This window comes from Undibacter mobilis, from assembly GCF_003367195.1.
Lineage (GTDB): Bacteria > Pseudomonadota > Alphaproteobacteria > Rhizobiales > Xanthobacteraceae > Pseudolabrys > Pseudolabrys mobilis.
Window position 1 is genome coordinate 1,226,518 of sequence record NZ_QRGO01000001.1, and the last position, 11,841, is coordinate 1,238,358.

Genomic DNA, 11,841 nt, shown 5'->3' on the forward strand with positions numbered 1-11,841 from the left:
TGCCCCTGCAGGGTGACGCCAGGTTCGCCTGCATGGTAGACGGCGCCACGATTGCCCTTTTCGACGCGCGTTAAAGGATACCCAGCCTTGAGCGAGGCCTCCCTCACCCCCCTTTCCGCCCGTTCCGGTGGGCCCCTGACCGGCCGCCTCCGGGTGCCAGGCGACAAGTCGATTTCCCACCGGGCATTGATTCTCGGCGCGATGACGGTCGGCGAAACCACCATTTCCGGGCTTCTGGAGGGCGAGGACGTCCTGAACACCGCCGGTGCCATGCGGGCGCTGGGCGCCAAGGTCGAGAACCTCGGCGGTGGTACCTGGCGTATCCACGGCGTCGGCGTCGGCGGTTTTGCGGCACCAGCCGCGCCGCTCGATTTCGGCAATTCCGGCACCGGCTGCCGGCTGGTGATGGGCGCGGTGGCCGGCTGCCCGGTTACGGCGATCTTCGACGGCGATGCCTCCTTGCGAAAACGGCCGATGCGGCGAATCCTCGATCCGCTTGAGAAAATGGGTGCTCGCGTCCTGGATCAGGCCGAAGGCGGCCGTCTGCCGATGACACTTCGCGGCGCGACCGACCCGCTGCCGATCGAATACGAGACCCCGGTGGCCTCGGCGCAGATCAAGTCGGCCGTGCTGCTCGCCGGGCTGGCGGCGCCGGGCGAAACGATCGTCATCGAGCAGGAGGCCTCGCGCGACCATACCGAAAAGATGCTCAAGCATTTCGGCGCGAAGATCGTCAGCAAGCCGCATGGCGACCACGGCCGCCGCATCGTGCTGCAGGGTCAGCCCGAGCTTGAGCCCGCAAATGTCGCGGTGCCGGCCGATCCGTCCTCGGCGGCGTTTCCGCTGGTCGGGGCGCTGATCGTGCCGGACTCGGAGATCATCCTCGACGGTGTGATGCTCAACCCGTTGCGCACCGGACTGTTTACCACGTTGCGCGAAATGGGCGCCAAGATCGCCGAAGAGAACAAGCGCGACGACGGCGGCGAGGATGTCGCCGATCTGCGCGTGAGCTTTTCCGCGCTCAAGGGCGTCGATGTGCCGGCGGCCCGCGCGCCGTCGATGATCGACGAATATCTCATTCTCGCGGTGGCCGCGGCTTTCGCCGAGGGCGTAACGCGCATGCGCGGGCTCAAGGAATTGCGCGTCAAGGAAAGCGATCGCCTGGAAGCGACCGCCGACATGCTGCGCGTCAATGGCGTCAAGATCGAGATCGAGGACGACGATCTGATCGTGCATGGCATGGGCACGAACGGTGTGCCGGGCGGCGGCGAGGTGAAGACGCATATGGACCACCGCATCGCCATGTCGGCGCTGATGATGGGCCTGGCGTCAAAAGAGCCCGTCCGTATTGACGATTCGGCCTTTATCGCCACCAGCTTCCCGGGCTTCGTCGATCTGATGAAGGGCCTGGGAGCGGAGTTGTCGTGATCATCGCCATCGACGGGCCGGCCGCGTCCGGCAAGGGCACGATCGGCAAGCGCCTTGCCGCGCATTACGGCCTGCGTCATCTCGACACCGGTCTGCTCTATCGCGCCGTCGGCAAGTCCGTGCTCGATGCCGGCAAGACGCCGGACGACAGAAAAGCGGCCATCGCCGCCGCGCAATCGCTCGACCTCACGCGTTTCGATGAAGCGACGCTGAAAGGTGCGGAAGCCGGCGAAGCCGCTTCGCATGTTTCGGCAATTCCAGAAGTGCGCGCGGCGCTGGTCAATTATCAGCGCGCGTTTGCTGCGGAAAAGCCCGGCGCCGTGCTCGATGGTCGCGACATCGGCACCGTGATCTGTCCCGATGCTGACGTGAAGATCTTTGTCACCGCGGCGCCGGAAGTGCGCGCGACGAGGCGCGGCAATGAATATCGCGCCGCCGGCAAGGCGGTCGACGACGCCACGGTGCTTGCCGACATCCGCAAGCGCGACGAGCGCGACTCCTCGCGGGCCGCATCGCCGCTGCGCCAGGCCGACGATGCCGTGCTGCTCGACACCACGGCGATGGGCGTCGAGGAGGCGGTGGCCGCGGCGATTCGGATCGTGGAAGCGCGCCGGCGCGGCTAAGCTGCTGAAATCGCGATGCTATCCTGGAATCCGGTCCGCCCGGCGCGGCGCCGCCGAGTCGATTTCTCAAGCTTTAGAAACACTTATGACTTGCCGGCCCGGCCTGCCTTCGCTATATCCGCGCGCATCCGGGCCGCTTCAATTCAGGCGTTGAAGCAACCCGAGCGGGCCGAGGAGCGACACCAAACCGCCCCTCGCTGTTGGAGGACAAAAGCCCCGCTCGTGTTTCGGCGTTAAGCGTGCCCCGAACATCGATCCATCGTTCCGACCGTACGGCATGAGCGCCGGCTGTCCGTCTTCGCGCGGATAGTCGCCGAACGTCGTGCACAGACATTCGGCCCGTGCGGGCGGAACGCCATTTTCAAACACCGGCGCAGGCAAACAGGAGACTACATGGCTACAGCTGCTGCACCCACGCGTGAAGATTTCGCCGCGATGCTCGAAGAGTCCTTCAACCAGGGCAGCCCCCAGGAAGGGACCGTCGTTACCGGCAAGATCGTCGGTATCGAAAAGGACATGGCCGTCATCGACGTCGGCGCCAAGACCGAAGGCCGCGTTGCGCTGCGCGAGTTCGCCGCGCCGGGCCGCCAGGCCGAACTGAAGGTCGGCGACGAGGTCGAGGTTTATCTTGAGCGCGTGGAAAATGCGCTGGGTGAAGCCGTGCTGTCGCGCGACAAAGCGCGCCGCGAGGAAAGCTGGGGCAAGCTCGAGAAGAGCTTCAACAACAACGAGAAGGTGTCGGGCGTCATCTTCAATCAGGTCAAGGGCGGCTTCACCGTCGACCTCGACGGCGCTGTGGCCTTCCTGCCGCGCAGCCAGGTGGACATCCGTCCGATCCGCGACGTCACCCCGCTGATGAACAACGCGCAGCAGTTCCAGATCCTCAAGATGGATCGCCGCCGCGGCAACATCGTCGTGTCGCGCCGTACCGTTCTCGAAGAGACCCGCGCCGAACAGCGTCAGGAACTGGTGCAGAACCTCGAAGAGGGTCAGGTCATCGACGGCGTGGTCAAGAACATCACCGATTACGGTGCGTTCGTTGATCTCGGCGGCATCGACGGCCTGCTGCACGTCACCGATATCGCGTGGCGCCGCGTCAATCACCCGACCGAAGTGCTCAACATCGGCCAGCAGGTGAAGGTCAAGATCATCAAGATCAACCACGAGACGCACCGCATCTCGCTCGGCATGAAGCAGCTGCTGGACGATCCGTGGCAGGGCATCGAGGCCAAGTACCCGATCCAGGCCAAGTTCAAGGGCCGCGTCACCAACATCACCGACTACGGCGCGTTCGTCGAACTGGAGCCGGGCATCGAAGGCCTGATCCACGTCTCGGAAATGTCCTGGACGAAGAAGAACGTTCACCCCGGCAAGATCGTCTCGACCTCGCAGGAAGTCGAAGTTCAGATTCTCGAAGTCGATCCGGTCAAGCGCCGCATTTCGCTCGGTCTCAAGCAGACCATGCGCAATCCGTGGGAAGTGTTCGTCGAAACGCACCCGCCGGGCTCGATCGTCGAAGGCGAAGTCAAGAACAAGACCGAGTTCGGTCTGTTCCTCGGCCTCGACGGCGATGTCGACGGCATGGTCCATCTCTCGGATCTGGACTGGAAGCGTCCGGGCGAGCAGGTGATCGACGAGTACAACAAGGGCGACATGGTCAAGGCGCAGGTTCTCGACGTCGATGTCGAGAAGGAGCGTATCTCGCTCGGTATCAAGCAACTGGCCGGCGATCCGATGGCTTCGGGCACCGCGGGCGAGCTCAAGAAGGGCTCGGTCGTGACCTGCGAAGTCACCGCGATCAACGAGGGCGGCATCGAGGTGAAGATCGTCGATACCGATCTCACCGCCTTCATCCGTCGTGCCGATCTCGCGCGCGAGCGCGGCGATCAGCGTCCGGAGCGCTTCTCGGTCGGTCAGAAGGTTGACGCCCGCGTCACCCAGTTCGACCGCAAGACCCACAAGCTGGGTATCTCCATCAAGGCGCTGGAAGTCGCCGAGGAGAAGGAAGCCATGGCGCAGTATGGCTCGGCCGACTCGGGTGCCTCGCTCGGCGACATTCTCGGCGCCGCGCTCAAGCAGCGCGCTGCCGGCGAAGAAGAAAAGGCCTGATTACGGTTTCCGAGCCGTTACCGGCATGCAACGAACCCCGGAGCGAAAGCTCCGGGGTTTTTCTTTTCGACATTGTCGTGCCAAGAATGCGCGCAATTGCTAGTACCGGGTCACACAGGAGATTGCCGATATGTCGCTCGATGCCGATGCCATCGTCGATCGCCGCCGGCTGCGGCGCAAACTGACCTTCTGGCGCGTTGCTGCGCTGCTGATCGTGCTGGTCGCGGTCGGTATCGGCACGGCCATGATGATTCCCGGCAGCGGCATCAAGCCGGGTGATGACTCGATCGCCCGTATCAAGATTCAGGGCCTGATCCGCGGCAACCAGGACCGCGTCGATGCGCTGGAGCGGCTCGGCAAGTCGAACGCCAAGGCGGTCATCGTTCACCTCGACAGCCCCGGCGGCACCACGGCCGGCTCCGAACAGCTTTACGACGCGCTGCGCACCTTGCAGTCGAAGAAGCCGATGGTCGTGGTGGTCGATGGGCTGGCGGCTTCCGGCGCCTATATCGCGGCGCTCGCCGCGGACCACATCATCGCCCACGACACCTCATTGGTCGGCTCCATCGGTGTTTTGTTCCAGTATCCGAATTTTACCGAGGTGCTGAAGACGATCGGCATCAAGGTTGAGGAGGTAAAATCGTCGCCCCTCAAGGCTGCGCCTAACGGCTTCGAACCGACCAGCCCGGAGGCGCGTGCCGCCATCGAGGCCATCGTGCTCGACTCCTATGCCTGGTTCAAAGGGCTGGTGAAGGACCGCCGCAAGCTCGACGATGCCCAACTGACCAAGGTCGCCGACGGCCGCGTCTTCACGGGCCGGCAGGGCGTGCCGCTCAAGCTGGTCGACCAGCTTGGCAACGAAAAGACGGCATTGGCCTGGCTGGAGAAGGAAAAGAAGATTCCGGCCTCGACTCCGGTGAAGGATTTCTCGCTGGAGCCGCGCTTCCGCGAGCTGTCTTTCCTGCACGTCGCCGCCCTCGGCTTCGAGGCTGCCGGCCTGTCCGCGCTCGCTCAGCGGGTCGGGACCTGGAGCGGCGTGGCCGCGGTCGAAAGACTCAATCTTGACGGGCTCTTAGCGCTTTGGCACCCTTCGGCCTCCAATTGACCGAGCCAAAGGTAGAGGCGGCGTCCATGATCAAATCTGAGCTGGTGCAACGCATCGCGGCCCAGAATCCCCATCTCTACCAGCGTGACGTCGAGAACATCGTCAACGCCATCCTCAACGAGATCACCGGCGCCATGGCGCAGGGCGATCGCGTTGAACTGCGGGGTTTCGGCGCTTTCTCGGTCAAGCACAGGCCGGCTCGTACCGGACGCAACCCGCGCACGGGCGCGCATGTGTCGGTCGAGCAGAAGTCGGTTCCGTTCTTCAAGACCGGCAAGGAAATGCGCGAACGTCTCAACAAGCTCGACGGCGTTGCCATTCCTGACGACGACGTGGACTGAGCATCGGCCTCATCGCCCGTAAAAGCGGGTGATCCAGCGTCTGTCGCTTCTCAAGCCTGCATTGCAAAAGCCGGATACCGCGCTGTCGCGGGATATGACATTGCGGGTGTGTCCGCGCTATAAGCGTGCATGCTCCGCAAGATTGTCACCCTCATTGTCGTTGTACCGCTGGCGGCGGTGATCATCGCCTTCGCCGTGGCGAATCGCCATGCGGTGACCGTTTCATTCGATCCCTTCTCGGCCGCCAGTCCGGCCTACGCGGCCACCGTGCCGCTGTTCGTCCTGATCTTCATTCTGGTCATTCTCGGCGTCGTCGTCGGCGGTGCCGCCGCCTGGCTGCGCCAGTCGCAATGGCGGCGGGTGGCGCGCCGGCTCGATGGCGAGAATCGCCGCTTGCTGCACGAACTCTCCGTCGCTCGCGAGCAGCTGGTCACCGAGACGCAGCGCGCGGCGGCCGCCGAGAGCGCCGCCCGCGAGGTCGCCAAAGGTCTGGAAAACCGGCGTACCGAGGCCCCGGCCCTCGCCCCGCCGGGGCGCGCATGAACCCTCGCTAAGCCCTTGGCGACGGCGGGGATAAAACGTAGAACCCGCTGGCACCCATGGCACTGACGATCAAAATCTGCGGCCTGCGCACCCCCGAAACCCTTGATGTGGCGATCGAATCCGGCGCCGATCAGGTTGGCTTCGTGTTTTTTCCGCCGAGCCCGCGCTCGCTCGGCCTCGAGGCGGCGCGCCTGCTCGGCGCCCGCGCGCAAGGCCGTGCCCAGAAGGTGGCCCTGACCGTCGACGCCTCGAACGACGCCATCGCCGCGATCGTCGCCGCGCTCAAACCCGACATGCTGCAGCTTCACGGTAACGAAACGCCGGAACGCGTCGCCGTGGTGCGCTCGCGCTTCGGCCTGCCGGTGATGAAGGCGCTGCCGATCGCGACGCGCGCCGACCTGTCGCCGATCCGTGAATTCGACAAGGTTGCCGACCGCTTGCTGTTCGACGCCCGCGCGCCGCAGGATGCGACGCGGCCCGGCGGCCTGGGCAAGACCTTCGACTGGACCTTGCTGGCCGGGCTCAAGACCGGCGTTCCTTATATGTTGTCCGGTGGTCTCGATGCCGGCAACGTCGCCGAGGCGTTGCGCATTACGCGCGCGCCGGGCGTCGATGTGTCGTCCGGCGTCGAGCGCGCGCCCGGCGAGAAAGACCCCGACAGGATTCGCGCCTTCATTCGTGCGGCGCGCGCGGCCGATGCCGCGCTCGATGAAAAGGTGAGTGCAAAAGTAGGCCCATGACCGTACAGCAGCAGCCCAACTCCTTCCGCACCGGGCCCGATGAGCGCGGCCACTTCGGCATCTATGGCGGCCGCTTCGTCGCCGAAACCTTGATGCCGCTGATCCTCGATCTCGAGAAGGCCTATAACCAGGCCAAGGCGGATCCGGCGTTCCAGAAGGAGATGGACTCCTATCTGTCGCACTATGTCGGCCGTCCGTCGCCTTTGTATTTCGCCGAACGCCTGACGAAAAAATTCGGCGGCGCGAAAATCTATTTCAAGCGCGAAGATCTCAACCATACCGGCGCACACAAGGTGAACAACGTCACCGGCCAGATCATGCTGGCGCAGCGCATGGGCAAGAAGCGCATCATCGCCGAGACCGGCGCCGGCATGCACGGTGTCGCCACCGCCACTTTGTGCGCCAAATTCGGCCTGCCCTGCATCGTCTATATGGGCGCCGTGGACGTCGAGCGGCAGCAGCCCAACGTGCTGCGCATGAAGATGCTGGGCGCTGAAGTGCGCGCTGTCACTTCCGGTTCAAGCACCCTCAAGGACGCGATGAACGAGGCGCTGCGCGACTGGGTGACGAATGTCAGCGACACATTCTATTGCATCGGCACGGTGGCGGGGCCGCATCCTTATCCGGCGATGGTGCGCGACTTCCAGTGCATCATTGGCAATGAAACGCGCGCGCAGATGCAGCAGCTTGAGGGCCGCCTGCCGGATTCGCTCATCGCCTGCATCGGCGGCGGCTCCAATGCCATGGGGCTTTTTCATCCCTTCCTGGACGATCGCTCGGTCGAGATTTATGGCGTTGAAGCGGCCGGTCACGGCATCCCGTCGGGCCAGCATGCAGCTTCCGTCACCGGTGGCCGCCCCGGCGTGCTGCATGGCAACCGCACTTATCTGCTGATGGATGACGACGGCCAGATCACCGAGGCGCATTCGATTTCCGCCGGCCTCGATTATCCCGGCATCGGCCCCGAGCATTCCTGGCTCAACGACATGGGCCGCGTGAAGTTCTTGTCGGCGACCGACGATGAAGCGGTCGCTGCCTTCCAGTTGTGCAGCCAGCTCGAGGGCATCATTCCCGCGCTGGAGCCGGCGCACGCGCTGGCCCGGGTGTTCGACCTCGCGCCGAAGCTGCCGAAGGATCACCTGATGGTGGTCAACATGTCCGGCCGCGGCGACAAGGATCTCGCCAGCGTGCAGGCCTGGCTGGAGACCCATAAGAAATGACCACCCGTATCGAAAAGCGTTTTGCCGATCTCAAGAGCGAAGGCCGCGCCGCGCTCGTGACCTTCGTCATGTCCGGCGATCCGGATTACGAAACCTCGATGGCCATCATCAAGGCGTTGCCGAAGGCCGGCGCCGACGTGATCGAGCTCGGCATGCCGTTCACCGATCCGATGGCCGATGGTCCGTCGATCCAGGCCGCCGGCGTGCGCGCGCTGAAAGCCGGCCAGACGCTGAAGAAGACGCTGCAGATGGTGCGCGACTTCCGCAAGGACGAGGCCGCGACGCCCATCGTGTTGATGGGTTACTACAATCCGATTTACATCTATGGCGTCGACAAGTTTCTCGTCGATGCGAAAGAAGCCGGCGTCGATGGCCTCATCGTGGTGGACCTGCCGCCGGAAGAGGACGAAGAACTGTGCCTGCCTGCGCTGAAGGCGGGTCTCAATTTCATTCGCCTGGCGACGCCGACCACCGACGACAAGCGCCTGCCGGCGGTGCTGAACAACACCTCGGGCTTTGTCTATTACGTTTCGATCACCGGCATCACCGGTTCGGCGGCGCCGGACGCCACCAAGGTGTCGGCGGCGGTTCAACGCATCAAGAAGCACACCAAGCTGCCGGTGGCGGTCGGCTTTGGGGTCAAGAATGCCGAAAGCGCGCGCGCTATTGCGGCTGGTGCCGACGGCGTCGTGGTCGGCTCGGCATTGATCGACGCGCTGCGCAAGACGCTTGAGGCCGACGGAAAAGGCGGGCCGGCCACGGTCAAGGCGGTGACCGACCTCGTTGCCGACATCGCCAGGGGCGTGCGCGCGGCGGGGACAGTGGCGGCGGAATGATTGGGCAATCGTCTTCGCGAAAGCGAGGACCCGGTAACCACAATTCGTTCACAGTGGCGCAGTAGACAAAGACGGCTTACATCCGGCGGATACGGATCATCCGTTGATGATGACGCCCGAGCAAAACGCGAGCTTTTCGATGAACTGGATCAACAACGTTGTACGGCCGAAGATCCGCAGCATCCTGCGTCGCGACACGCCGGAAAACCTCTGGATCAAGTGCCCCGAGACCGGCCAGCTCGTGTTCTACAAGGACGTCGAGCAGAACCAGTTCGTCATCCCTTCGTCCGGCTATCACATGCGGATCTCGGCGCCGAAGCGACTGGCGACGATGTTCGATGGCGGCGAATTTGAAGACATCGCGCTGCCGGAAGTTCAGATTGATCCGCTGAAATTCCGCGATGAGCGCCGCTATGCCGACCGCCTCAAGGATGCCCGCACCAAGACGGGTTATCAGGACGCCGTAAAGCTCGGCATCGGCCGGCTCGAAGGCCAGATGGTGACGATCGGCGTGCAGGACTTCGATTTCATGGGCGGTTCGCTCGGCATGGCCGCCGGTGAGGCGATCATCGCCGGCTTGGAGACCGCGCTGCGCCGCGAGACGCCCTTCATCATGTTCGCGGCGTCCGGTGGCGCGCGCATGCAGGAAGGCATCCTGTCGCTGATGCAATTGCCCCGCACCACGGTAGCGGTGCAGTTGCTGCGCGAGGCCAAGAAGCCCTACATCGTCGTGCTGACCAATCCGACCACCGGCGGCGTCACGGCGTCTTATGCGATGCTGGGCGATGTTCACATCGCTGAACCGGGCGCGTTGATCGGTTTTGCCGGCCCGCGCGTCATCGAGCAGACCATTCGTGAGAAACTGCCGGCGGGGTTCCAGCGCTCGGAATATCTGGCCGAACACGGCATGGTCGATATGGTCGTGCATCGTCACCAGTTGCGTGCGACGCTCGGCCAGCTCTGCCGCCTGCTGATGAAGCAGCCGGCGCTCGTTCCGGGCAAGCAATTGCCGGCGGCGTAAGCTGCTAACTCAATTTGGACTGTCATCGTCCGCGAAAGCGGACGATCCTGTAAACTCGGTGCTTTCCTTCGAAAGCTGGTGTTTACTGGATGCCTGCTTTCGCGGGCATGACAGATAGAAACATGAACCCCGTCGACTCCATCCTCGCGCGGCTGACCGCGCTGCATCCCAAGCGTATTGACCTGTCGCTCGAGCGGCTGGAACGCTTGCTTGCGGCGCTGGGTCATCCGGAGCGCAAGCTGCCGCCGGTCATTCATGTCGCCGGGACCAACGGCAAGGGTTCGACCATCGCCTTTCTGCGCGCCATTCTCGAGGCTGCGGGCCTGTCTGTTCACGTCTATACATCGCCGCATCTGGTGCATTTCAACGAGCGTTTCCGCCTCGGACGACGTGGCGGCGAGGGCGTTCTCGTTTCCGATGTCGAACTGTCGGCGGCGCTGGAGGAATGCGAGCAGGCGAACGGCGGTGCGCCGATCACCGTGTTTGAAATGACGACCGCGGCCGGCATGTTGCTGTTCTCGCGCAAGCCCGCCGATGTGCTCCTGCTCGAGGTCGGTCTCGGCGGACGTCTCGACGCCACCAACGTCATCGACAAGCCGCTGGTCAGCATCGTCACGCCGGTGTCGCTGGATCATCTTGATTTCCTCGGCGACACGCTGGCCAAGATTGCCTTCGAAAAGGCTGGCATCATCAAGCAGGGCGTGCCGGTGGTGGTGGCGGCGCAGCCGCGCGAAGCGCTCGATGTGATAGAGCGCCAAGCCGCGCGCATGAAAGCGCCGATCCGCATCGCCGGCGAAAACTGGACCGCGACTGAAGAACGCGGCCGTCTGGTCTATCAGGACGACAATGGCTTGCTCGATCTGCCGGCGCCGAAACTGTTCGGCCGTCATCAGTTCGAGAATGCGGGGCTGGCGATTGCGGCGCTGCGCGCTGTGCCGACACTCAAGTTGGCGCCTGCGGCCTTCGAAACCGGCATTGCCAAGGCCGACTGGCCGGCGCGGCTGCAGCGCCTGAGCGCCGGACATCTGGTCGATCTTATCCCGCCGGGCGCCGAACTGTGGCTCGACGGCGGGCATAATCCCGATGGCGGCCGCACGGTCGCCGCGGCGCTCGCCGATATCGAAGAGCGCGTGTCGCGGCCGCTGGTGATGATCGTCGGCATGCTGGCGACCAAGGATGCGGCCGGCTTCCTGCGCAATTTCACCGGGCTCGCGCGCCACATGATCACGGTGCCGGTGCCGGGCGCCGATAAAGGCTTGAGTGCGGCGGATGTCGCCGAAGCGGCCAAGAGCGTCGGCCTGCCGGCGCTGGCACGCGGCAGTGTCGGGGAAGCGCTGGAGACGGTGCGCAAGCTGGATTTCGACGCGCCGCCGCGCATTCTCATTACCGGCTCGCTGTATCTTGCCGGCGAGGTGTTGCGCGAGAACGGCACCGAGCCGGTCTAGGCAAAATAAAACGGCCGGGCGAGCCCGGCCGTTTGCAACATCAATCGCATCGCGCGGAAATCAGACCGCGCCGTTGATCCACTGCTGCAGCTTCTGCTTCGGCGCGGCGCCGACCTGACGATCCTTGATCTCGCCATCCTTGAACAGGAGCAGCGTCGGGATCGACATGATGCCGTATTTGGCGGCGACGTTCGGGTTCTCGTCGACGTTCAGCTTGACGATCTTCACCTTGTCGCCGAGTGCGCCGGAAATCTCCTCGAGCGCGGGCGCGATCATGCGGCACGGGCCGCACCATTCAGCCCAGAAATCCACGACCACCGGCTCGGACGACTTCAGAACGTCCGCGTCGAAGCTTGCATCCGTAGTCTTGCCGACGGCCATGACGAGCCCCTTTTACTGTTGCAGGCGTCGACCGAAATCGCGCCGGAAA

Annotated in this window: 12 protein-coding genes; 11 read left to right on the plus strand and 1 reads right to left on the minus strand. The window is 64.1% G+C overall.

Features of this window, described 5'->3' with window-relative positions:
• Positions 1-87 precede the first annotated feature (87 nt).
• The 11 genes from aroA (at position 88) to DXH78_RS05835 (ending at position 11,411) form a co-directional block, all read left to right on the plus strand.
• Positions 88-1,428 (plus strand): 3-phosphoshikimate 1-carboxyvinyltransferase, encoded by a 1,341-nt coding sequence (gene aroA, locus DXH78_RS05785; RefSeq protein WP_115516163.1) that lies wholly within the window; start codon positions 88-90, stop codon positions 1,426-1,428.
• On the plus strand, positions 1,425-2,051 hold the full coding sequence (gene cmk / locus DXH78_RS05790) for a (d)CMP kinase (protein ID WP_115516164.1): 627 nt from the start codon (positions 1,425-1,427) through the stop codon (positions 2,049-2,051). The genes aroA and cmk overlap by 4 nt, the downstream gene beginning before the upstream one ends.
• A 393-nt stretch (positions 2,052-2,444) precedes the next feature.
• Positions 2,445-4,160: a 30S ribosomal protein S1 gene (rpsA, locus tag DXH78_RS05795; RefSeq protein WP_115516165.1), complete on the plus strand. Its 1,716-nt coding sequence runs from the start codon at positions 2,445-2,447 to the stop codon at positions 4,158-4,160.
• A 130-nt stretch (positions 4,161-4,290) separates the two neighbouring features.
• Complete coding sequence (gene sppA, locus DXH78_RS05800) at positions 4,291-5,265, plus strand: signal peptide peptidase SppA (protein ID WP_115516166.1); 975 nt, start codon at positions 4,291-4,293, stop codon at positions 5,263-5,265.
• Positions 5,266-5,291: 26 nt separating this feature from the next.
• Entirely contained in the window at positions 5,292-5,606 is a 315-nt protein-coding gene (locus DXH78_RS05805) for an integration host factor subunit beta (protein ID WP_115516167.1), read from the plus strand.
• 129 nt (positions 5,607-5,735) lie between these two features.
• A complete protein-coding gene (locus tag DXH78_RS05810; RefSeq protein ID WP_115516168.1) occupies positions 5,736-6,149 on the plus strand; it encodes a lipopolysaccharide assembly protein LapA domain-containing protein in 414 nt (137 codons plus the stop codon).
• A 56-nt stretch (positions 6,150-6,205) separates the two neighbouring features.
• Positions 6,206-6,889, plus strand: coding sequence for a phosphoribosylanthranilate isomerase (locus tag DXH78_RS05815; protein ID WP_115516169.1), 684 nt, complete (start codon positions 6,206-6,208; stop codon positions 6,887-6,889).
• The gene (trpB, locus tag DXH78_RS05820) at positions 6,886-8,109 is read left to right on the plus strand and encodes a tryptophan synthase subunit beta (RefSeq protein WP_115516170.1); all 1,224 of its coding nucleotides are present in this window, start codon (positions 6,886-6,888) and stop codon (positions 8,107-8,109) included. The genes DXH78_RS05815 and trpB overlap by 4 nt, the downstream gene beginning before the upstream one ends.
• Positions 8,106-8,945: a tryptophan synthase subunit alpha gene (gene trpA, locus DXH78_RS05825; protein WP_115516171.1), complete on the plus strand. Its 840-nt coding sequence runs from the start codon at positions 8,106-8,108 to the stop codon at positions 8,943-8,945. Before trpB ends, trpA begins: the two co-directional genes overlap by 4 nt.
• 139 nt (positions 8,946-9,084) lie before the next feature.
• Entirely contained in the window at positions 9,085-9,966 is an 882-nt protein-coding gene (accD, locus tag DXH78_RS05830; protein WP_115517740.1) for an acetyl-CoA carboxylase, carboxyltransferase subunit beta, read from the plus strand.
• Between the two features lie 122 nt (positions 9,967-10,088).
• Complete coding sequence (locus tag DXH78_RS05835; RefSeq protein WP_245416745.1) at positions 10,089-11,411, plus strand: bifunctional folylpolyglutamate synthase/dihydrofolate synthase; 1,323 nt, start codon at positions 10,089-10,091, stop codon at positions 11,409-11,411.
• A gap of 60 nt (positions 11,412-11,471) precedes the next feature.
• On the opposite strand, the gene trxA is transcribed toward DXH78_RS05835, so the two are convergent.
• Complete coding sequence (gene trxA / locus DXH78_RS05840) at positions 11,472-11,792, minus strand: thioredoxin (protein ID WP_115516172.1); 321 nt, start codon at positions 11,790-11,792, stop codon at positions 11,472-11,474.
• Positions 11,793-11,841 lie beyond the last annotated feature (49 nt).

Coding starts and splice junctions, on each gene's coding strand:
- accD (WP_115517740.1), top strand. CDS start 9,085: ATGAACTGGATCAACAACGTTGTACGGCCGAAGATCCGCAGCATCCTG.
- DXH78_RS05810 (WP_115516168.1), top strand. CDS start 5,736: ATGCTCCGCAAGATTGTCACCCTCATTGTCGTTGTACCGCTGGCGGCG.
- DXH78_RS05835 (WP_245416745.1), top strand. CDS start 10,089: ATGAACCCCGTCGACTCCATCCTCGCGCGGCTGACCGCGCTGCATCCC.
- DXH78_RS05815 (WP_115516169.1), top strand. CDS start 6,206: ATGGCACTGACGATCAAAATCTGCGGCCTGCGCACCCCCGAAACCCTT.
- trpA (WP_115516171.1), top strand. CDS start 8,106: ATGACCACCCGTATCGAAAAGCGTTTTGCCGATCTCAAGAGCGAAGGC.
- rpsA (WP_115516165.1), top strand. CDS start 2,445: ATGGCTACAGCTGCTGCACCCACGCGTGAAGATTTCGCCGCGATGCTC.
- DXH78_RS05805 (WP_115516167.1), top strand. CDS start 5,292: ATGATCAAATCTGAGCTGGTGCAACGCATCGCGGCCCAGAATCCCCAT.
- sppA (WP_115516166.1), top strand. CDS start 4,291: ATGTCGCTCGATGCCGATGCCATCGTCGATCGCCGCCGGCTGCGGCGC.
- trpB (WP_115516170.1), top strand. CDS start 6,886: ATGACCGTACAGCAGCAGCCCAACTCCTTCCGCACCGGGCCCGATGAG.
- trxA (WP_115516172.1), bottom strand. CDS start 11,792: ATGGCCGTCGGCAAGACTACGGATGCAAGCTTCGACGCGGACGTTCTG.